The sequence below is a fragment of the Paenibacillus sp. CH40 genome (assembly GCF_024213605.1).
GTDB lineage: Bacteria > Bacillota > Bacilli > Paenibacillales > Paenibacillaceae > Paenibacillus > Paenibacillus polymyxa_B.
The window spans coordinates 96,353-119,556 of sequence record NZ_JANAVQ010000003.1 but is presented as its reverse complement, the minus strand read 5'-3'; the positions used below and the strand labels follow the sequence as shown (position 1 = coordinate 119,556).

Annotated in this window: 14 protein-coding genes; 13 read left to right on the top strand and 1 reads right to left on the bottom strand. The window is 44.3% G+C overall.

What is annotated here, in order from left to right:
• The first annotated feature begins 11 nt into the window (after positions 1-11).
• The 12 genes from NLX73_RS10520 (at position 12) to NLX73_RS10465 (ending at position 10,795) form a co-directional block, all read left to right on the top strand.
• Positions 12-1,193, top strand: a complete 1,182-nt coding sequence (locus NLX73_RS10520) for a class I SAM-dependent methyltransferase (protein ID WP_254326116.1) — start codon at positions 12-14, stop codon at positions 1,191-1,193.
• A gap of 64 nt (positions 1,194-1,257) precedes the next feature.
• The gene (rfbF, locus tag NLX73_RS10515) at positions 1,258-2,049 is read left to right on the top strand and encodes a glucose-1-phosphate cytidylyltransferase (RefSeq protein WP_254326115.1); all 792 of its coding nucleotides are present in this window, start codon (positions 1,258-1,260) and stop codon (positions 2,047-2,049) included.
• 22 nt (positions 2,050-2,071) lie between these two features.
• Positions 2,072-2,767 (top strand): LbetaH domain-containing protein, encoded by a 696-nt coding sequence (locus tag NLX73_RS10510; RefSeq protein ID WP_254326114.1) that lies wholly within the window; start codon positions 2,072-2,074, stop codon positions 2,765-2,767.
• Between the two features lie 2 nt (positions 2,768-2,769).
• Entirely contained in the window at positions 2,770-3,666 is an 897-nt protein-coding gene (locus tag NLX73_RS10505; RefSeq protein ID WP_254326113.1) for an NAD-dependent epimerase/dehydratase family protein, read from the top strand.
• A 158-nt stretch (positions 3,667-3,824) separates the two neighbouring features.
• Complete coding sequence (gene rfbC, locus NLX73_RS10500; protein ID WP_254326112.1) at positions 3,825-4,397, top strand: dTDP-4-dehydrorhamnose 3,5-epimerase; 573 nt, start codon at positions 3,825-3,827, stop codon at positions 4,395-4,397.
• 1 nt (position 4,398) lies between these two features.
• Positions 4,399-6,222 carry a glycosyltransferase family 2 protein gene (locus NLX73_RS10495; protein ID WP_254326111.1) on the top strand — a complete coding sequence of 608 codons (1,824 nt, stop codon included), beginning with the start codon at positions 4,399-4,401 and terminating at the stop codon, positions 6,220-6,222.
• Positions 6,209-7,333: a CDP-glucose 4,6-dehydratase gene (rfbG, locus tag NLX73_RS10490; protein WP_254326110.1), complete on the top strand. Its 1,125-nt coding sequence runs from the start codon at positions 6,209-6,211 to the stop codon at positions 7,331-7,333. The genes NLX73_RS10495 and rfbG overlap by 14 nt, the downstream gene beginning before the upstream one ends.
• Before the next feature lie 255 nt (positions 7,334-7,588).
• Positions 7,589-7,978 carry a flagellar protein FlaG gene (locus tag NLX73_RS10485; protein WP_165146235.1) on the top strand — a complete coding sequence of 130 codons (390 nt, stop codon included), beginning with the start codon at positions 7,589-7,591 and terminating at the stop codon, positions 7,976-7,978.
• Positions 7,979-7,990: 12 nt separating this feature from the next.
• Positions 7,991-9,490: a flagellar filament capping protein FliD gene (fliD, locus tag NLX73_RS10480; protein WP_254326109.1), complete on the top strand. Its 1,500-nt coding sequence runs from the start codon at positions 7,991-7,993 to the stop codon at positions 9,488-9,490.
• A gap of 20 nt (positions 9,491-9,510) precedes the next feature.
• Positions 9,511-9,903 (top strand): flagellar export chaperone FliS, encoded by a 393-nt coding sequence (gene fliS, locus NLX73_RS10475; protein ID WP_254326108.1) that lies wholly within the window; start codon positions 9,511-9,513, stop codon positions 9,901-9,903.
• Between the two features lie 3 nt (positions 9,904-9,906).
• Entirely contained in the window at positions 9,907-10,245 is a 339-nt protein-coding gene (fliT, locus tag NLX73_RS10470) for a flagellar protein FliT (RefSeq protein ID WP_254326107.1), read from the top strand.
• A 352-nt stretch (positions 10,246-10,597) separates the two neighbouring features.
• Positions 10,598-10,795, top strand: a complete 198-nt coding sequence (locus NLX73_RS10465; RefSeq protein ID WP_013312263.1) for a cold shock domain-containing protein — start codon at positions 10,598-10,600, stop codon at positions 10,793-10,795.
• A gap of 159 nt (positions 10,796-10,954) precedes the next feature.
• Here NLX73_RS10465 and NLX73_RS10460 read toward each other — a convergent pair whose 3' ends face one another.
• Positions 10,955-22,030 (bottom strand): DUF7507 domain-containing protein, encoded by an 11,076-nt coding sequence (locus NLX73_RS10460; protein ID WP_254326106.1) that lies wholly within the window; start codon positions 22,028-22,030, stop codon positions 10,955-10,957.
• Positions 22,031-22,465: 435 nt separating this feature from the next.
• Here NLX73_RS10460 and hpf point away from each other — a divergent pair, with 435 nt between their 5' ends.
• On the top strand, positions 22,466-23,026 hold the full coding sequence (gene hpf / locus NLX73_RS10455) for a ribosome hibernation-promoting factor, HPF/YfiA family (RefSeq protein WP_013312261.1): 561 nt from the start codon (positions 22,466-22,468) through the stop codon (positions 23,024-23,026).
• Positions 23,027-23,204 lie beyond the last annotated feature (178 nt).

The window sequence follows — 23,204 nt, the reverse complement described above, 5'->3', positions numbered from 1 at the left end:
GGGGAATTCCAGTGATCGAAATAACATTTCAAAATGATGAAGTGAAGTTAATAAATACACAAAATAATGTTTCGGAAACTGTTCTACATTTCGGTGGGATTCACAATAACCTTACAACGATAAGTTCGCCAAAGCTGTTACAAGAATACATTCACATGCTAGAAAACTATTCAACTATACAAAAGTATACTTACGGCGAAACTACGATGATTGATATCGTGGCACTTACAAGTCTTATATACAACGAATTAATGGCGGGGAAACATACTGAGATCAGGGCTCTAGAGGTAGGAAGTTGGTTCGGATGTTCAAGTTATTTCTTTGCAAATAGTCTCAAAACGTTCTCAGATAGTAATATCTTATTCTGTATGGATACGTGGCAGGGTAGCCCGGATACAACAAGCCATAATATTGCAAATTATGAAAATGCGTTTGAACATTTTAAGAGCGTAATGAGATATGCCGGTGTTTATGATAATATAAAGCCTATTGTGTGCGATTCAACGGTGGGCATGGACATTCTACAGGATGATTATTTTGATATTATTTTTGTGGACGCTAACCATACGTATGACTATGTTTATCAGGATATAATCAAAGGAATAAGAAAAATTAAAGTCGGCGGACTATTAATGGGGCATGATTGTGAGTGTTATGCAGATGAACTTCCTCCTCATCTTTTGCATGGTGACAACAAGCATTTAGACGGTATAGAGGGTTATCATACAGGAGTAATTAAAGCCTTGGATGATATTTTCGGCAGATCCTATAATCGGTTCAATCAAAGTCTCGTCTGGTATAAGAGAATAACTCAAGAAGACAAAGATATGTTATTAAAAATGACTTCTGAGTTTGACTATGATCGAGAAGGTATTGTACAGCTGGTTGAAACTATGAAGGAAGCTATCCAATTTATATATAATAACATTTCAGAGGGGAAATCAGAAACAATTCAAACACTTATCTTTGGTACAGTGCAGGCAGCAAATCAACTGGAGAAAGAAATAATCCCGCTTTGCGAGAAATATAATAACAAAGACTTGAAAATTAATACTAATGTGTTAAAAAATTCTCTTCTGGATTTTCGAATTGCGTATGATAGGGATTTTCCACAAGCACTTTCTGTGCTGGAATCAAGAGTTATCGAAAGTTTTAATGTCTGGGTAGAATGTTTCACTGAAAGTGGAATGTAACCATTTTTATATGTGATTTGGTGAGGTCATTGTGTTTGAATATCAGATAGGGAAGTGAGTAGAGGTGAAAGTTGTTATTTTGGCAGGGGGCAGAGGAACACGAATTAGCGAAGAATCCTATATAAGACCTAAGCCTATGATTGAAATCGGTGATGCGCCAATACTGTGGCATATCATGAAGACCTATTCTTATTATGGATATAATGAATTCATTATCTGTTTGGGTTATAAAGGTTATATTATTAAAGAGTATTTTGCCAATTATTATCGACATATGTCAGAGGCAATTACCTATGACTTCTCTTCTGGCTCTGGAAACACTGTAGAAGTTCATCAAAATTCAGTGGAACCATGGAAAGTCACTTTGGTTGAAACGGGTTTAAATACAATGACTGGCAGTCGTATAAAGCGTATTGAACCTTATGTGGGGAACAATTCATTTATGCTCACCTATGGCGATGGTTTGGCAGATATTAATATTGGGAAGCTGGTAAAGTGCCATAAAGAAGGTGGCAAATTGGCTACGATTACTGGCGTACAACCAGATGGAAGATTTGGTCGACTTGAATTGGAGGGTGAGTCCGTTACAGGTTTTACGGAAAAAGTAAAAGGGGATGGAGGCTGGATTAATGGCGGGTTTATGGTTTGCCAGCCTGAAGTATTCAATTATATACAAGATACTGAGAAAACAATTTTGGAGCAAGAACCTTTGCAAAACCTGGCACGTGATGGGGAATTGAACGTTTATAGACACCACAGCTTCTGGCAGCCTATGGATACTATACGTGAAAAGATTATCCTTGATGAGCTTTGGGAAAAACAGAAGGCTCCCTGGAAAGTATGGTCGGATTCATAAAACGTAATCTATGGAGTGGAATATGTTTAAAATAACTTTAAGCACAGATGATCTGCAAAATTATGTTTTTCAGCAGTTAAATAATTTTTATCCAGATAATCGTTTATTGCGTAAAGATACATTATTCAACCAATCATTTAATCAAGCGCTTGAACGTACGGAGTATTGCTTTCAGCATGTAGCTTTACAAGCATATCATCGCAAAGGGACTACATTTTTCTCTCATCTGCATTCAGATCAGTATACTTTGTTTTTATGGTTTTTATCCAACTCGGTATGGAAGAGATATGAAGATACTGAACTGGCATCCAAGCTTTTTAATCTAAATAAGACTTTAAATGGTGTATTATGCATGTATGATGCGGGGATGCCAAACATTTTTCTCATTGTACATGGTGGTGCTGTATTAGGCAAAGCATCCTACAGTGATTTTTTTGTGTGTTATCAAGGATCTACTGTAGGTGCCGTTAATGGAATCTATCCTAAGCTAGGAAAAGGAGTTATTTTGGCTCCTCAGTCATCGATTATAGGTGATTGTACTGTAGGGGATCTGGTTACAATTGGAAACCAGGCTTTGCTAAGAAATAAAGATTTGAAGAGTAGGTCGTTGTATTATCGTCATATCGATACTGGGCAACATTATGTTAAAAAGTCTAGCACATCTTGGGTGCAATCGTTTTTCAATGTCCCAATCATACCGAATGGAGATGGTCTCTAAAAGTGAGGACAGTCTTAATCAGTGGTGCAAGTGGTTATATAGGCCTTCACATAGCACAGTTACTAAGATCCAATAATTACAAAGTTATCACGGCCACACGGGACTCGGATGGAGATATTATGATGGATTTCTCAATTCCATCCAAGGTATCTGTCTTAAATTATCATGGTATTGATGCGATGATACACACGGTTTCACCAACTGAAGATCTTTACAGACATGATCCTTATCGGGCCTTATCAGAAAATGCAGCTGGAATACATGCAGCAATCGATTTCTGTAAGAATAATAACATTCGTGACTTTATATATATCTCCAGTTTTCATGTTTTTGGCAAGCAAAGTGGACTATTAAGAGAGGATTCCTATGTCACGCCAAGTAATGATTACGGACTTGCACATTATACAGCTGAACAAACTGTCAGAATGTTTGATCGTAACAAACAGATCAATGCATGGATAGTCCGTCCTTCTAATCTTTTTGGAGTCCCGGCAAATTTAGGGAAATTCAAGAGATGGAATTTGGTACCTTTTCTGTTTTGTAAGGAAGCAGTAGAGCAACAACGAATAACCCTTTTAACTCCAGGTAATCAGATTCGTAATTTTGTAGGCATTTCTGATGTGTGTAAAAAAATACTATGGACACTAGAGAAAAAACCGGTTGATCGTGTTATACATGCTTATGGAAAGGAAACTATGAGCATCTTACATTATGCAAATCTTGTTCAAAAAGTTGCTTTGGAAAAATTTAATCTTCCTGTACAGATCATTCGCCCAGAAGGAGATGACCAGGTCGTTCAATTCCAATTTACAAGTTTATATAACGATTTAGAAATTTTACCGGAAGATAATATAGAAATATTTGTGAATGAGATGCTGAAGGCCCTTCTTACGTATTGATATAAAGGAATACTCAAATATAATAGGTTGAATATCGATTTGGTTGAAGGTACGAATGGAAAACGTATTTTTGACTGGGTTAACTTCACTGCAAAAGTTTGTTAACCATGAACAGACTTGTTATTAAATAGCTTGTGGCACATTATAGGGGGATATTGATGTTAATTCATTCTACACCTTTGAACCAAGCAGCAGTAATTGAACTAGAGCCTATTAAAGACAATCGGGGGTACTTTGCTAGAAGTTTTTGTAAAGAGACAATGATAAGCTGTGGGATTTCTTTTGAAATGACTCAATCTAACGTGACATTTAATGAGAATGCTGGGACTCTTAGAGGTATGCACTTTCAATTACCTCCTTATTGTGAAGATAAAATTGTTACTTGTTTTAATGGCGCAATCTATGACGTTATTATAGACCTTAATCGTGAAAGCTCTACGTTTGGAAAGTGGTATGGTCTAACGCTATCTGATAAAAATTGCTTATCTTTATATATACCCAAAGGATTTGCACATGGTTATCAAACAATGACAGATAATACAATAATCCACTATTTGATGAGTGAAAATCATACTCCCTCCCATGAGTCTGGGGTTCGTTGGAATGATCAAGTGTTTGGAATAAATTGGCCTGAGAGCGAGCGTTTAATTATTTCAAAGAAGGATGAAAGTTGGGGAGACTTTGATATGAATACCGATGGAGTTTCAGTTTTGTTACAAAAGGGAGAGTAAGATGGATAATTATACAGCTACTCAACTCCTTCAGTCTTTGCAAGCTGGACATGAAGGAATCAGGCATTTGGAAAATTGTATTCAAAGTGGTGAATTAAATATCTCGGATCTTGCAATACTGGATGATCTGTCAGAATTACTGAGTGTGGTGGAGAGTTTCACTGCTACATTATCTATACCTAACCGCGTGAAGGAAATTAATGCTAATATTCTATTTTATATCAATGAGCTTAAAGAGAATGCAACTCATGATAATGTGGGACTATTTTTATATGATTTTCGCTTCCATTTTAGTTCATTGTATAGAATATTGGAGTTTGAGATTGCCTACATTGCAGAGGATTTGGTTAGCAAACGAGATTATCCGCGGTTCTATCCTGAAATAGGAGTCGTGGATCATGATGATATTTCTGCAAAAGGTGCGAATTCACTCTGTAAAGTTAGTATCGTTTTATTAGCATACAATAATCTCAATTATACGAGAGATTGTGTGGAGAGCATTTTAATGAATACTAATAATGTAGATTATGAATTGATTTTAGTAGATAACGGATCTACAGATGGAACTAAAGAGTATTTTGATTCTATTCCAGGTGCGAAAGTTATCCACTTAAAATATAATATACATCTTGTTAAAGGATTTAACATGGGCCTGATGGCAGCAGAAGGGAAATACTCTGCAGCTGTATGTAACGACTTTATTTTTACTCCAAATTGGTTGGAAAACTTAATTATTTGCATTGAATCAGATGATCAAATCGGATTTGTCTCTCCAGGAGCAACCTCTATTTCTAACTTGCAGCAGATTTCTATTCCGTTTATATCCAAAGAGGATTTTCAAGAAAAAGCTAAAGAGTACAATGTAAGCGATCCCTCTAAATGGGAAGAACGCGTGGTATTACTACCTAACGTTTTATGTTGTCCAACAGCACTTCTAAACAGGATAGGATATTACGATACTCGCTTTTTCCGTGGTGAATTTCTGGATGATGATATAAGTTTTAGAATTAGACGTGCTGGTTATAAGCTCATATATTGTGGAGATACAGTAACGCATCATTACGGTAGTCTGACTACGGTAACTGACCATCAGACCAATTCTCTTGAAGAAGGTCGGGAAACATTCAAAGAAAAATATGGACTTGACGCTTGGGTGGACGCGCGTATGAGTTCGACATACCTAGATATAGAGGCTAATCTTCTGTCCGGGGTGAATTCAATTCTAGGTATTGATGTAAAGTGCGGAGCTACTTTATTGCAAATAAAAAATCGTATTTGGTCATTACATGGAAAAAAGCCAAAGTTATCTGTTAGTACAACAGAGCGGAAGTATGATGTGGATGTTAGTAGTATTGCAGAACAAGTATTTCCACTCGATAGTTTAAACCAGCTACCAGAAGTTATGAAAAAAAGTATTGACTTAGTATACATTGAAAAACCACTGGATTGTTATTCAGATAATCTGCAAACAATCTTTTATAGCCTTTCTCACACAATGAATGCTAATGGTAAGTTGGTCTTCACGGTTAACAACATTATTAGTATCGAGTCATTGTATGAAATGTTGAATTCGTCAAATTCAGTTCATGATCGTAAAATCTACATTCGAGATATGGTTTGTGCACAAGCAAGAATTAATGGTTTTGAACTTTATTCAATTGTGAATTATGCTCCACAACGTAATCCTGAGAGTGACCAAATGGTTGAGAACATAGCTCAGTTTTTGGGTAATGGAAGAGAAAATGAAGTGAATTACCTGAAGTCCTTATTGAATAGTACGTATGAAATATATCAAATGAGCTACATTGGAAATGAATCTATATGAAAGTAGAGAAGCTTGTATGGGGAAAACGGGTATTGTAAATCGTAACTTTTGGTTTGGAAAAAGTGTATTTCTCACTGGTCATACAGGATTCAAAGGAGGTTGGCTTAGCCTATGGCTTCATAGTATGGGTGCACATATTACAGGTTATTCTGTGGATATCCCCTCAACTCCATCTTTATTTGATTTAGGTAATATAGGGGATGTTCTGGTCGAGTCTATAACAGATGGGAATGTAACAGACTTTGAAAAGCTTAAACAATCCATGCAGAAGGCAAACCCTGAGATCATTATTCATATGGCAGCACAACCCCTGGTTAGAAGATCATATGAAAGTCCTGTCGACACATACGCCACAAATGTAATGGGTACAGTTAATGTAATGGAGGCTGCACGTAGTTGTCCTTCGGTACGTGTTATATTAAATGTTACAACGGACAAATGTTATGAGAATCAGGAATGGCAGTGGGGATACCGGGAGGTTGATACTCTGGGTGGACATGATCCATATTCTAGTAGCAAAGCTTGTTCGGAGCTGGTTACCTCAGCATATCGTCGATCCTTTTTTCAATCATCCGAGATAAGAGTGGCAACGGCAAGAGCCGGCAATGTGATCGGTGGAGGTGATTGGGCAGAAGATCGATTAATTCCTGATTTGGTTAACTCATTGAGGAGTGGAAGGCAGATTCAAATACGAAATCCTGAGGCTATCCGCCCTTGGCAACATGTGCTTGAGCCCTTATCGGGATATCTACTGCTTTGCCAAAACTTATACTTAGAAGGCGGCGACGATTTTGCTCAAGCCTGGAATTTTGGACCGCGAGACGGCGATGCTAGGTCAGTTGAATGGATAGTCGAACAGATGCTCAGCAAATGGCCTTATGAGCATCCTGGGTATCAGGTAATAAGACAGGATCATATGCATGAAGCAAATATGCTCAAGCTGGACTGCTCCAAGGCGTTGAAGGAGCTTAATTGGGCTCCAAGGTGGCAGTTGGATAGAGCATTGGAGGCTACTATTCAATGGGTTGCTGGTTATTTGCAAGGCAGAGATATAAAGGAACTGTGTGAGCGGCAAATTGCTGAATATGAAGCAGATTGTTTGGATGGATAAAAGAAAATTATATTGCACAGTATGAAACTAATCTATACAAATGGCCATTACTTCTTTAGTTTTCATATGAAATAAAGGTAGAACCCTCAAGCGGACATTTTTTTGGGGGGGTTACCTTTATTTTATATGTCAGAAATGAAAGTTTGCAGTTTCAATGACCGACATGTATAGAGGTAATCAATTTTAATCATTCTATTCAAACTCATGCATTGGGAACCGATAAATATAATAAATAATCCCATCGGAGGTTGTAAGATGAATCTGCAATTCTCTCTTTCGACGAATGCGGTGAGTGGCAAAGCAAATGGCGTAAGCCAACATAGCGATGCTATAGCAAATCAGGATAGCCAGCAAATACAGGCCGTGAGAAATGGATCAGAATTAAGCAAGCTTGAAAGGCAGGGAGTTTCATTCTCCATGGGGGATGAGCAACTTATTAAGGCAATAGATAGAGCTGTTAAAGCTCTTCAGGGACCTACAACCACGTTAGAAATGAGTGTGCATGAAAAAACACATCAGATCTTGGTCAAAGTTCTCAATAAAGACACCGGGGAATTGATTCGAGAGATTCCTCCTGAAAAGACCCTTGATTTAGTAGCAAAGATGATGGAAATTGCAGGGATTCTTATCGATGAAAAAGTATAAGGAGGAAATGAAATGCGTATAAACGGTTTCTCAGGAATGGATATAGACAGTATGGTCACCTCATTAATGACTGCGAAGAAGTCTCCATTAAACAAGCTGAATCAGCAGAAGCAGACATTAGAGTGGACGCGTGATAGCTATCGTGAATTAAATACTAAAATCGTACAATTTAGAGACAAACTATCCAGCATGAGTAAGTCAGAGGCAATGAACACTCAGAAAGCAACGTTAACTGGTAATACAACGGCTATTAAAGCGGAAGCTAATGCTGATGCTAGTTCTACACCTATGTCTGTAGTCGTTAACAAGTTAGCAACAAAGTCCAATATGCAGACCTCTACAGGCCTACGTACTGCCGGAAGCAGTACGGCAGATGCTACTAAAAATACTACATTGGAGCAAATTGCAGGTGGGAGTGCGTCAGATACTTATGAGTTAAATATCAATGACAAAACAATCACTTTTCTTAAAACCGATACAATATCTGCAGTGATGGCCCGTATCAATTCAGAAGGGGCGAACGTAACAGCAACCTTTGATGAAATCAGCGGCAAGTTCTCCATTACAGCTAAAGACTATGGGGATAGCAATAATATTAAATTAACAGGTGCGGATAAGCAGGTTAAAAGCAGTACGCTTATGGACTTATTCCAAATTAGCTCTTCAGATGTAAAGGCGGCTGAAAAAGGGGAAGTTATAGTAACGAATACCGCGGATTCGAGTTCTAAAACTTATAATCCTGATAAGAACTCCCTTGTTGTTAATGGAGTGTCACTGACTCTGTTAGAGACCACGGGAACCACTGGACCAGCCCAAATAACAACCCAATCAGATCCAACAAAAGCTATGGAGACCATTAAATCTTTTGTGGATGCTTATAATGACCTATTAAGTACATTTAATAAGAAACTAAGTGAACAAAAGTATCGCGATTTCCCTCCACTGACAGCCGATCAAAGGAAAGACATGAAGGAAGATGAAATTAAGCAGTGGGAAGAAAAGGCGAAAAGTGGTCTTCTGAAAAATGATTCCATAGTAAGTTCTGCTGTGTCTTCTATGCGAATGATTATTTCCAGTAAATTAGGTGATTTAAGTTCGGTTGGTATTACTACAGGCCAATATTATGAGAATGGTAAATTACAAATTAATGAAGAGAAGCTGAAGGCTGCTTTGACGGCAGATCCCGATAAGGTTTTGAATATTTTCAAAGGGTCATCTGATGATATAAACAGCAAGCCTCTCTTTAGCGAATTAAGAAGTAAGCTTGATACTACGTTAGACATGTTTGTAAAAAAAGCAGGTACATCAAAATTCGATACAGACGCTAGTATGACCTTAAAGGCAGACAGTATAATGGGAAAGCAGCTTAAGAACTATAATAGCGATATTACAGAGATGACCAAAAAACTTGCTGATGCTGAAACACGCTATTACAAGCAGTTTTCGGCTATGGAATCGGCTATGAGCAAGTATCAGTCGCAGTCGTCCAGTTTGACAAGCTTTTTACAATAGTCTAGAAAAGGGTGATTCGTTTGATCTCATCTCCTTATGAAAAATATAAACAGTCTTCGGTGCAGACCTCTACTCCGGGGCAGCTCATTATTATGTTATATGATGGTGCCATTCGCTTTGTAAAGGCTGGGCTTGATGGGATATCATCCAATGATATTGCTAAGACCAACATAAACTTGGTCAAAGCTCAAACCATTATTAGTGAGCTAATGTCCACGTTAAACTACTCGTATGACATTTCCAAAAATTTATATGCTTTATATGAGTATATGAACTATTTATTAGTTCAAACCAATATCAAGAAAAAGATTGAGTCAGGTGAAGAAGTTCTGGGTTATCTGCAAGAATTGCGTGAAACTTGGATTGCAGTGAACAAGCTGACGGTAGGTATGTCATTGTCAACGGAACAGTAAGCTATGATAAATGACGCTTTATCTCAATTAGAGCAACTAACCCAACAATTCATACTTCGACTGAATGAGACAAATTACGAGGAAATTGAGATTTTTGTCGAAGTTCGTCAAATGAAGGTGAATAAACTGCTGAGTGTCTTGATAAATACGCCCATGACAGCAGAGCAAAAACAGAAATTAGAGTCTATTCTAAGCCATGATGCAATAATTGATCAGCATATGCAATCGCTAAAACAGGAAGCCCAAAATTGGCTTGTCCAAAGAAATATAGCCAAATCGCAACGTAATGCTTATGAAACTAACTATACGCCTGATAGCTTTCTAATGGATCGTAGGAAATAAATTTAAAAAGCTCTTGCCCAACACGTTATATTGTGTGGACGAGAGCTTTTTTTACATTTGTAAAGCTACTAATTGAGTTTAAATGAAAAAAAGACCTATACAAAAAAATCTATCAATTTATTGTTTCAGGCACTAAAATATAGTTTAAAACATGATTAGTAAGTCTACTTTAGTCCAAGTTCTAATCGTTCAAGGAACAAAGTTATTGACTATTTACCCATTGTATTATATATGGAATAACTATACATGAAAACATTATCAATTCCAATTGACAATGGATAACTTTGGGTGGTATAGTCGGAAATGTGGGCGAGAGCTTCACTTCATTTGATGACGAAGGGAATGTTAGTGCATGCAAGGTAAAGTAAAATGGTTTAACGCAGAAAAAGGTTATGGTTTCATTGAAACATCTGACGGCGGCGACGTATTTGTACATTTTTCCGCAATTCAAACAGAAGGCTTCAAAACACTTGAAGAAGGACAAGACGTGGAGTTCGACATTGTCGAAGGCGCACGTGGACCACAAGCCGCTAACGTAACCAAATTATAATCATCCCCGGCATAGCCGACCTACATAATTGGTAAGATGGTTAGCAATGGATAACGCGCTAGCAACTGCCCTGGAATATATTCCAGGGCTTTTTTATGTTTTCTAATTACATAAAAAAGCCCCTTACCCGGTGGTAAGGAGCTCAACACAATAGAACTTTTACTCTAGAGAACCATCAAAGTCAGCCATTTCCACAAAAATGGTATTGGAGGAGGCAGATTGTTTCTCTACGCTTCCGTCTGGATAACGGAATTGATAGCGCAGGATAACCTGGGCGATCAGATACGCGCGGAGCGCAGATTCGATGTCGAAAGAGAATACGATGACTGCTTTGTGGTTTGGATCAAGCCGACCTAACGGAATACCTTGGAGCAGGTTAGGATGCGGAAGTGGCACAGAATTCACGGTGACAGTTCGTAGCAAAATGAAATCTTCGGCTGCAAATGGTGCAGTGAGCAAGAGCTCTTCCAGTGGGGTGTTTCCGATGTTTTCCACATGGACGATAAAGGACAGGGTATCTTCTTGGCCGACACGCAAAGCGCTGGAGCTAAGCGTAAGTTTAGGGGTGGCTGCAATAACGGTCACGCCGACGGTGTTGGTCTGGGAGGTTTCCTGAATGGTCTCTCCTCCACTACGACGTGAGGTATATTCGATGGTGGCCTGGTTGCTGAATGTTCCATCTGCAGGTGCTTCACGGATTTGTGCCTGTAATGTAAGGGTGAGCGTCTCCCCTGGTGCAATATCCGGGAGCGTGATACCTGCAGCGAGATTAGCGCCTGGCTGTGCTTTTTCTTGAATAGTCAGGCTGTTGGGTACATAAATGAGTCCATGCGGCAACGGGTCTGTGAACAGCGGATACTGCGCTGTGATTCCCCCTTTGTTAGTAATCTGTATGGTGAAGGTGAGTGTGTCGCCTACAGAGGCATCCGTGGTACTCACCTTTTTTACTAATTCGAGCAGTGGGAATACAACTGGGATCGTAACGGTATTGGTATTCAATGTCCCCGATACGACTCTTCCTCCAGGTAACGTAAACGAGTAGGCAAAGACAGCTTGATTTACGATGTAGCCGGATGGAGGCGTCTCTAATACGGTCACTTGATAAGTCAGTGTCAATGACTGTCCGGGTTCCACAGACCCAAGGCTAACACCGACGGCAGGATCGACTCCCGACAGTGACTGACCATTCAAATGTATGCTGTCAGGAATCAATAGAGTCCCGGCAGGAATGAAATGTTGCAGTGTAACTTCGGATGTTACGTTGCCAAAGTTGTTGAGCAGTACCGTATAAGTAAGGCTTTCTCCTGCGATGGCCTCCGTATTTTCCGTAGAGATACTTGCGGCAAGCTGTGGATCAAAAACAGTTATAGTCACGGTGTTGCTGGTAACCTCGCTCGCACCGTCACTGCCAGCATATTGAAGCCGTACGCTATTGTTTAGACGTCCTCCGAGAGGCAGAGACTGAACGTTCACGCTGTAGGATACATCCATTGTCTGTCCCGCCTGTAAGCTGCCGATAAATAATGGTTCACCCGGCTTGCTAGAAGCAGGTGGAGAACCGTTAATTCTCAAGCTATCCGGGTTTATGATGGTTCCATTCGGTACGTAATCGGCTAACACTACATCGGTAATGACCGAGCCTCCATCGTTAACAAGAGTCAGCTGATAAGGCACAGCATCGCCTAATGCGACAGTAGACACTGTTGTGCGTAGCACGGCTGACAAGGCTCCTCTAGCAGTAGGAGCTACTTTAACCGAGACAGAAGGTGAAGCAGTTACCAGATTCGTGCTTCGTCCATCCGGCAGCTGGTAGGAGTAAGCCAGCGAAGCTTGATTCACCAGTGTGCCAGACTCGGAGGCACGAACGACAAGCGCGGAGAAGACGGTAGTCGTTTTTTCTCCTGGTGCGATGGTACCTAGGGCAATGCCTTGCCCTGGAATGACCCCATAATGAGGGGTTCCATTAACCGAAACAGAGCCGGGAACAAAAGAAAGCTCCGATGGCAATGAGTCCGTTAACAAGCCAAACGCACCGATATTTCCCGTATTTTCTGTGACGATGGAATAGGTGATGCTTTGGCCTGGCTGTACGCTCTCCGTGCTGGCTAATTTCGTCAGTTTCACCACAGGCTGAAGTAAGGCAATGGTGACAGCATTGGACAAAACGGCACTGGCTTCTTCACCATTTGAGAGTAACAAGCGCGCCTGATTCGTACGTGGCCCTGGCTGTTCTGTCGCTGTGATACGGACATCGAAGGATATGACAGTCTTGGTATTCGCTTCTAACGGTGGCAAAGCTATGCCAGTGCCGGGATCGCTTTCTGCCACCGTAGATCCATTAATCTGAACTGAACCTGTAATAAACTCGATGTCCTCTGGCAAAGTGTCCAGCAAACGGGCATCTTGCACGGTATTCGTATCCTCGTTGAGGATCACGAGTTCATACGTCAAGGTATCGTCAGTAGTGGCGAAAGGTGAGCTTACGCTTTTGCTTAATGTGATGTCTAGCGGTGACACGGCTACCTTAACAATGTTGGATAAATGGAAACCGCCTGCCTCTCGCCCATCTGGTGCATTAAAGCGATAGTCTACCTCAGCCTGATCGACCAGTAATACGGTTGCAGGGATGGAAGATACCAGCACTTGGAAAGTGACGGTTGCCGATTGTCCTGGTGGTATGGCTGGAGTCGGGATGCCGGAAACCGGGCTTGCACCGGGAGCTGCAATGCCGTTAATCGAGACGGTGTTCGGAAGGAATACAGAGCCGTCTGGAATATTGTCACTTACAGTAGTCGAGGCTGCAATGTTACCCGTGTTGGATACGACAATCGTGTAAGTGATGATGTCTCCGACTGTGGCATTATTGGTATTGCTTGTTTTGACTGCTGTCAGGATCGGCTGGAAGACCGAAATGGTTATCACATTAGATGTTGAGCTGCCAGTAAATACTCCGCTGGTAAAGCTAACGGATGCCTGATTAGTTAATTGTGCCGGTGTGGGCAAGAAGTCGACTCGAACCTGGAACGTAACGGTAGCAACGGCTCCTGGAGCGAGGCTATCGATGGCAATGCCAAAGCCAGGGTTTCCATCAGGGAAGGAAGTTCCGTTTATGGTAACACTGCCGTTTACAAAGGAGCTTCCCGCCGCAATCATATCTGAAACCACTATATTATTGGCTGTACTGATCCCATTGTTGGAGACAGCCAGTGTGTAGGTGATGATATCGCCAATAATGGCGTCAGTAGCCGCCGTTCCCTTGACGATGCTAACGTCTGGTGAGGATACAGAGATACTAACTGAATTGGATACAGCTGATCCGGATACAGTTCTGCCATCTGGTGGTTGGAAAGTGAATGAGCCTGATGCCTGATCGACCAGTACCTGTGGATTAGGCAGAGTATTGATAACGGTTTGGAACGTTACGGATACCGTTCCGCCTGGCAGCACGGATCCAACTGGAACGCCAGTTTCGATGGACAATCCAGGTTGCGGACTGCCAGCAATGCTGACACTGTTGGCAAGGAAAGTCGATCCGGCTGGGATATTATCGCTGATGGTAAGCGCTGCTGCAATATTGCCGCTATTCACGGCCGTAATCGTGTAGGTCAGTGTATCGCCGACGGAGGCGTTAAGAGTGCTAGATGCTTTAGTAATTGCAATTAACGGTTGGAACACAGGTACGATGAGTGGATCGGAAAAGGCAGTGCCAGTGAACGTTCCGCTAGTAAACGTGACGGCTGCAATATCTGTGAGCAGTGGTGGCTGCGGCAAAGACTGGACAGTTGTCTGGAAACTGACGACGAATGTATTTCCAGGTGCGACGTTTCCAATGGCAATTCCAGCAACCGGAGAGGCATTAGGGAAGGCTACTCCGTCGATTAGGACACTGCCCGGAACGAAGGAGGTACCTGCAGGAATTGTATCGGTTACAACAGTATCTGTGACTGAATCCACGCCACTATTCGTGATGCTCAGTGTATATCTGATCGTATCTCCGACTACAGCGGCTGCCAGACTGGATGTTTTCGTCACCTGAATATTAGGTGCAGACACAGCAACATTGACTGTATTGGATGTGACGGAACCACTCAGCACCCTACCATCTGGCGGTGAGTACGTAAAGTTCGCTTGCCCTTGGTCGGTCAATATAGGCGGAGTTGGCAGAGACGAGACGATGGTTTGGAAGCTCACTGTAATACTGCCTGAAGGGGCCAGTGATCCGAGCGTTATGCCTGTAACTGGCGAAGCCCCTGGTACAAGGATGCCGTTAACGACTACGCTGTTAGGCAGTAGTTCAGAGCCAGCAGGAATGTTATCCGACAGCACAGGTATAACGGCAATATTTCCGGTATTGGTGAGCGTCAGGGTATAGACCAATGTGGACCCGATCTGTGTATTGACGGTATTGACGGTTTTGGTCAGGCCGATGATCGGCTGATAAACGGGCAAGGTGACCGGATCGGATTGCGAAGACGTGGTCAACGCGCCTGAAGTAAAGCTGACGGTCGCTTGATTGGTTATTTGCGGCGGTTGCGGCAGACTAACGACGGAGACCTGGAATGTAACTGCTGCCGAACCACCTACAGCAATGGTGCCCACAGGGATACCGGAGCTTGGCGACGCAGCAGGTACCGAAGTTCCATTCACGGTTACGCTACCCGGAACAAAGCTGGTGCCGGGCGGCAGTTGATCAGATACAACGGCATTGACGACTTGACTGATTCCGTTATTCGTAGCAATCACAGTATACGTAATGGTATCTCCGACTACGGCATCTGTAGCGGAGGCTGTTTTGATAACGTCCACATCTGGCGAAGAGACTGAGACGGTCACGGACGGAGATACTGCACTTCCAGTCAGGACACGACCATCTGGAGGTTGATAGCTGTAAGCTGCAGTCGCCTGATTAACCAATGTACCTGATGCGGGCAGTGAGGTAATGACTGCCTGAAAGGTCAGAGTGACGGTCGTAGCTGCACCTATGATACCTAATGGAATCCCAACACTTGGATCTGAGCCAGGTGCGGCGGTGCCATTGATCACTACACTATTAGGGATAAAGGCAGCCCCTGCCGGGATGGGATCACTAAGGACGGTATCTGCGCCGATGTTTCCAGAGTTTGTAACGGAGAATGTATAGGTTACAGTATCTCCAACCGTAGCTCTTCCCGTTCCCGCGCTTTTAGTTACAGTGACGATCGGTTGATACACAGGGATGGTAACGGGATTGGATACCGAAAATCCGTTAAATGCACCTGAAGTAAAGCTGACAGTCGCTTCATTAGTAATGGACGCTGGCGAAGGCAGTGATTGTACGTTAAGCAAAAAGCGAATGGTGGCTCCGCCGCCAGCTCCAAGCGTTCCGACAGGAATGCCGTTTTGCGGGTTAGCTGTAACAACAGGAGTGCCATTGATTGTAACGCTGCCCGGGACAAAGGCAGTTCCAAAAGGAATAGTATCCGTGACGATTACGTTAGTAACAGGATCGAGTCCATTATTAAACGCAGTTATGACATAGGGGACAGAATCACCCACGACAGCGACAGCCACATCAGCTGCCTTCGTGGCTGTAACATTCGGTGATGAGATCGGAATGGATACAGGTAGGGCTGCACCATTTCCAGTCAGCGTTCGTCCATCTGGTAGCTGGAACGTATAGTTCACAGTGGCCTGGTTGGTTAGTATGGAGCCTGGTGGTACTGATATGACCACGGCGCTAAACGAGACGGTTACCGTCGCACCTGGGGCGACCGAACCGATATTAATGCCTGTAATCGGGTCTGCTCCGGGAATGGGCGAACCGTTGACCAGTACGCTATTTTGATTCAGACTAAGCGAGCTGGACAACAGATCAAGCACGACCGTTTCTGCGGGCGCGTTGCCAGTATTGGTTACAGTGATGAAAAAGCCAAGTGTATTCCCTACGGTTGCACGATCTGCACTGAGGGTATTGGTCACATTCAAGATTGGCTGAAATACAGGCAGGCTGACCTGATTCGATGCGGATTGACCTGCGAAAGCCCCGGAATTAAAGGAGACCGTTGCCTGATCCGTTGACAAACCTGACGCTGGCAAGGATGTTACCGTGGTCTGGAAGGTGACCGTTACTGAGCTGGCAGCAGGGATAGTGCCTACGGATACACCTGTGGCGATGTTGGCTCCCGGTATACTGACACCATTGACTTGTACGGAGTTAGGTATAAAAGTAGTGCCATCAGCAATCGGGTCGATAAAGACAGTTCCCGTTACAGGTGTAATACCGCTATTTACTGCGTTAATGGTATACGTAATGGTATCGCCGAAGGCTACAGAGGTCTGATTGACCGTTTTGGTCACGGTGACATTCGGATTGGACACGGGAATGAACACCGGATTCGATTGTACGCTTCCATTTAATGTGCGGCCGTCAGGCGGCTGGAAGGTGAATGTGGCCGAACCCTGATTTAATAGACCCAGGCCAGCAGGGACAGCGTTAATGACGACTTGAAAGGTAAGAGCGACAGAAGCCCCTGCTGCAATGTTTCCGACCAATATCCCTGATTGGGGATTGGCTCCAGCAACAGGCAGACCGTTCACGGTGACGCTATTCGGTATAAAGGAGGAGCCTGATGGAATGACATCGGTGAAGGTGGCGGTCGCTGCTAGATTACCTGTATTTTGGGCGGTGAGTGTATAGACTACGGTGTCGCCTACCGTTGCTTGACTCGTATTTGCGGTTTTAACAAGACTGATAATAGGCTGGTAAACAGGGACGACAACTGTGTTGGAGAGTGATGTGAAGTTCAGTGTACCGCTGGTAAAAGAAACTGTAGCCTGATCACTCAGCTGAGGTGGGTCAGGCAGGCTGTTGACAGACACGGAAAAGGTGACGGTTGTTGACGCTCCAGCAGCGATGGAGCCGATTGGAATCCCCGTTAAGGGGCTGGCTGACGGCAATGTCGTTCCATTTACAATAACCGAGCCAGGAACAAAAGTGGAGCCCGACGGGATCGTATCGTTTACCCGAACATCCGTCACGGTTTGGACTCCGCTATTGGTAGCTGTAATGGTATAAGTTATTGTATCACCGGGAACTGCGTCAGCTACCGAAGCACTTTTGCTTACCTGCACATTGGGTGATGATACAGGAATTGTGACAATATTGGACGAAACATTGCCGTTAACAATCCGGCCATCCGGCGGTTGAAAGGAAAAGCTGATATTCGCCTGGTCGGTGAGTTGGGGAGGTAAAGGCACGGAAGTAATCACCACCTGAAAAGTTGTTTGAGTTACGGCTCCAGGTGCAATGGAGCCAATAGACAGACCTGTTTCGGGACTGGCACCGGGAATAGGAACACCGTTGACGACCACACTGTTCGGTACCAGTGCTGAGCCTGCGGGGATATTGTCTATCAATGTGGCAGTAGCTGCAATATTACCGCTGTTGGTTACTGCCACAGAGTACGTTACGATGTTTCCGACTGTGGCTGATATAGGCTCGGCGGTTTTGCTTACGCTTAACACCGGAGCGTTCAAAGCCACTGTCACCGGGTTAGATACGGATACGCCTGAAAAAGCACCGCTGGTGTAGCTGACACGCGATTGATTGGTGAGCTGCGGCGGACTTGGCAATGGAGAGGATACCGTTGCCCTGAAAGTGATCGTAGCTCCCCCTCCAGCGGCAATGCTCCCAATTATGATACCTAAAGATGGATCTCCACTGGCTATTGTGGAGCCATTCAGCGTTACGCTACCCGCAGTGAATTGAGAGCCGGTCGGGATAGGATCGGAAACGACCACATTGCTCACGGTCTGGATTCCGTTGTTGAGTACGGTCAGGGTGTATAACACCGAATCACCCGGAATGGCGGTGAAACGGTCTGCAGTCTTCGAAATGGACACATTCGGCGCTGACACAGGAATGGATAACACGTTGGACGATGTGCTATCTGTTCTCACTCGCCCATCGGGCAACGTAAAGGAAATGGCGGCGGTGGCCTGGTCTGTCAGTTGGGATGGTGTTGGAAGAGAAGCCACTACAGTTTGGAATGTCAGTGTGATAGGGCTTTGCGGCGACACGGTTCCGATGAAAATACCTGCTGCTGGACTGGCTCCGGGCTGACTAACACCATTGATTACCACGCTGTTCTCCATAAACGTGGACCCGACAGGAATAGCATCTGTCAGCGTTACAGAAGCATTATAGTTGCCGCTGTTCGTGACTAACAATGTGTACAGAATCGTGTCGCCTATCGTAGCTGCTGTTGTATTTGCAGATTTGGCCACACTGATGCGAGGCTGATAAACCGGCACAGAGACGGTATTTGTCTGGGATGTTCCGGTAAAAGCACCGCTGGTGAAGCTGACTCTGGCTGTGTTTTGCAGCGGCTGTACGGACGGAACGGCATTGACTAGCACAGCATAGGACACCTGTACGGATGCGCCTGCGCCAATGGTGCCGACTGGAATGCCACTTCTTGGGTCGGCTGTGCTCACAGGTGAACCACCGACGGTTACGCTCCCGGGTACAAATGAAACGCTGCCAGGGAGTGGATCGGTAATCACGGTGTTTGTGATGGGGTCAATTCCGTTATTAACGGCGTTCACGCTGTAGGTCAGCGTTTCGCCAACACTAACGGATGTGAATCCCGCAGACTTGGTTACTGCTACGTTGGGAAGCGAAATCGATACGGAAACAATATTGGAAAGAAGCGAGCCCGACAGGGTTCTTCCGTCTTGCAACTGATATGAATATTGGAGTAGGCCCTGATCGTTTAACCCACCCCCGGGTGGTAGGGAATCCACTGTCGTCCGGAATGAGACTGTAATTTGTGCACCAGGGCTTACGGTGCCCACTGAAATTCCCGTATTAGGATTGGCGCCTGGCACTGAGGACCCGCCGACAATGACGCTTCCGGGAATAAAGGTGGAGCCTGTCGGTACAGTTTCCGTCAGGGTCGTGTTTAATACGGCTGTTCCGGTATTAGCGATGAGAAATGAATAAGTAATCGTCCCGCCAACGCTGGCACGGTTGGAGCTGGCGCTTTTGGTAATCGTCGGCGCTGCAATAACGACAGGTATGGTTACAAGATTGGACAAAGATGATCCGGTAAAGGCCCCAGAAGTGAAGCTGACAGTTGCACGATTGTTGATCTGTGCAGGAGAAGGCAGAGAATTAATGGCTGCCCGAAATACAACCGTAACCGATGCGCCTGGAGCTAAAGTGCCGATCGGAATGCCATTCACAGGTGTAGCAGTCGCAGAAGCAGTTCCGTTCACGGTGACGCTACCAGGTACAAAGGCAACTCCGCTTGGCAGCGGATCGGTAACGACTACATTGGTCACATTGGCGATTCCGTTGTTTGTGGCGGTTATGGTAAATTGAACAGTCTCTCCGACTGCGGCTGCCGCCAGGGAAGAGGCTTTTGTCACGGTCACATTTGGTGAGGATATGGGAATGGTGAGCGTGTTGGACGTCCCGCTTCCGTTCAATACACGTCCGTCAGGCGGTGTAAAGGTATACGTGTAAGCCGCCTGATCGGTCAAATTACCAGAGGCGGGAACCGCGTTGACGAGGGTCTGGAATGTCACGGGTATAGTAGCACCTGTATTAATCGTTCCTACTGAAAAACCAGTAGCGGGATTGGCAGCAGGCACGGAAGAACCACCAATGGTCACACTGCTTGGTATGAAGGATGATCCAGCGGGAATGCTCTCCGAAAAGCTGAGATTTGCAGCAATGCTGCCCGTGTTGGATATCTGAAACGTGTACGTAATCGTATCTCCAACGGTAGCAGCCGTTGTATTGGCACTTTTAACAATCCCAATAACAGGTTGGTAGATTGGTGTACTGGCAGTGTTGGACGGAACGTTGCCGGAAATGACAGGTCCTCCAGGCACGGTTTGGAAGGAAAAGGATGCCGATGCCTGATTGCCCAGCTGGGTGTTTGCTGGCAATGAAGTGACAGTTGCACGGAATGTAATGGTCACCGTGGAAGCAGGAGCTACACTGCCCACTGTGATACCTGTAGCGGGATTGGCCGTTGGCTGGGCTGTGCCCGCGACAACAACACTGCCGGGTACGAAGGTAGCCCCGGCTGGTATGGTATCGGTAAGCACTGTGTTGGAAGCACTGACGAGCCCCGTATTCGAAATGTTAACCGTATAGGTAACTGTATCGCCAATAACCAAGCCTGTAGAGCTGGCAGTTTTGGTCAGGGTCACCAGCGGAGCATTGATATCAATTTGAATGGCATTGGCATTTACAGTGTAAATGTCGCCATTTGTTGTCAGCTGGAGGACGCCTGTGGTTTGGCTGTTGAGCAGCGTGGAGGAAATATCGACATTGGTAATGTCCCAACCTTGCCTTCCGCCCGTCACCTGCGTTCCAGGTGCCCCATTCACGGCATTAGTTGTACCGAAGGTCCCGGTCGTGACCAATGTACCGTCGTCTCCGTTTATTTGAGAAGCGAAAAAATTAGTTGAAAAATTATTAGGCCCAGACAGCGCAGTCAAACTGGATGTGGTAGGTCCAAACAACGCACGGTCACCAGTGATGTCCACGTCACCCTCTTGGGCGCTAATCAGCGCCCTACCACGCAAAGTCCCCTGTACGGGCGTGGCAAAGCCACTCACCACCACATTGACCGAGCCTGTAGCAGTACTGACCCCTTCACCACCAACACGTAGCGACAGGTTACGGAAGGGCAGAGATGGGTTATTGTACACCACAGCCAGCGTCCAGCCGGCATGGTTGGTGTTGGTGGAATCGGGAACCGTGATGGTGCCCGTCACATTTCCGACTGTGTATGCCCCTGCACCGCCTTGAATGACCAGATTTGTGACATTCGTTGTTCTCACATAGGTACTGAGACTGGTGACGTTGACTGATGTTGCAGATTCAGGGCTGACCGTAGTAGATAAAGCAGGTGTCTGAAATGTGACCGGGTTGCTGGCGCTAGACAATACATTAGTACTGCCATTGGCATAACTTCCTCCCCAAATAAGCTCAGCATACAGCACCGTACTGCCCGCAGGGAGCACAAGGAATGCTGTCGATGAGTTACTGGTAAAGGCAGAAGTCGTGCCAAATGGATACGTGCCGAAGCGAGAGGCTGTATTGGTTGTGATGAACGCGCCAATGCTGGTCGTTGTTCCCGGCACTCCTACCGAATTAGAGCGTGCCAGCCCAAGTGTATTCCCTATAAAGGTGACAGCCCCCGTCTGGTTCGTTACGTAACGCTGAATAAAAGCCATGGATTAGCTTCCTACTTTCCATCTCTTCCAAATCCGTTATCTTGGGATCTCCGTATAGGGAAGAGCCAGCTAGGCTGGGTGTAATAATCCTTTCGTATAAATTGTCTGGGTTGTAACCAGGCCTTGCATACCGCACAAGTCCATGTACCTGTCCAGCGGGAAAGGGACACCCCCTTTTTCGATAAAAATCGCTTAGCATGAAGCCCAAAATAGTTGTTTGTCATGACGTCAGCGGAGCAATATTCGTATATGCACTCATTATTCACATATGTATGCAAGTCGATTTTAAACATACCTGTTTTCAAAGAATGACGTTATCGGAAGCGTTTTAGCGAAAAAAGAAGAATTTTGTAAAATAGCTTCGGAATGTTGGTCTCTTTTTTTACTTGGCGATAACATATGTGCTATACTGAAGGGGCAAAGGAGGCGTGCCCTATGAACTTAACAGTACGAGGTCAACAGATCGAGGTTACCGACGCTTTGAAGGACTACGTTGATAAGAAATTCAGCAGACTTGAAAAGTATTTCGATGCACCCCCGACGTCTGATGGAAGTGTAACGTTAAGCACAACCAGAGATTTGCACACTGTAGAAGTAACCATTCCTTTGCCGGGGCTTGTACTCCGTGCCGAAGACGAGAGCGATGACATGTATGCATCCATTGATGCCGTGGTAGACAAGCTTGAACGGCAAATTCGCAAGCACAAAACCAAGCTAAACCGAAAATTCCGTCAGGAAGGCAGTTTGAAAACCCTTTTTGTGGAAGATCCGGCAGGTGGCGTGGCTGTTGCTGAAGATGAGGATGTAGAACTGGATGAGCTGGAAGTCGTCCGCACCAAGCGTTTCTTATTGAAACCTATGGATGTGGAAGAAGCTATTCTTCAAATGAACATGGTTGGACATAATTTCTTTGTATTTTCCAATATTGACAACGAAGAAGTTAATGTAGTTTACAAGCGCAATGATGGTAAATACGGTCTGATCGAACGGGAATAGCCTGTAAGTAGGAACTTTTCACATTTTAAAATGAATAGAACGATTTCGATTGAAGCATGCTTCATGGATATTAGGAAAATGAAAACAACACGAGCCTTATCCTTGCGAACCTGGCGGGATAGGGCTCTTTTATATGTTTTTTTTGTAAATGTAAGGAAAATTAAACTTGGATAAGTGT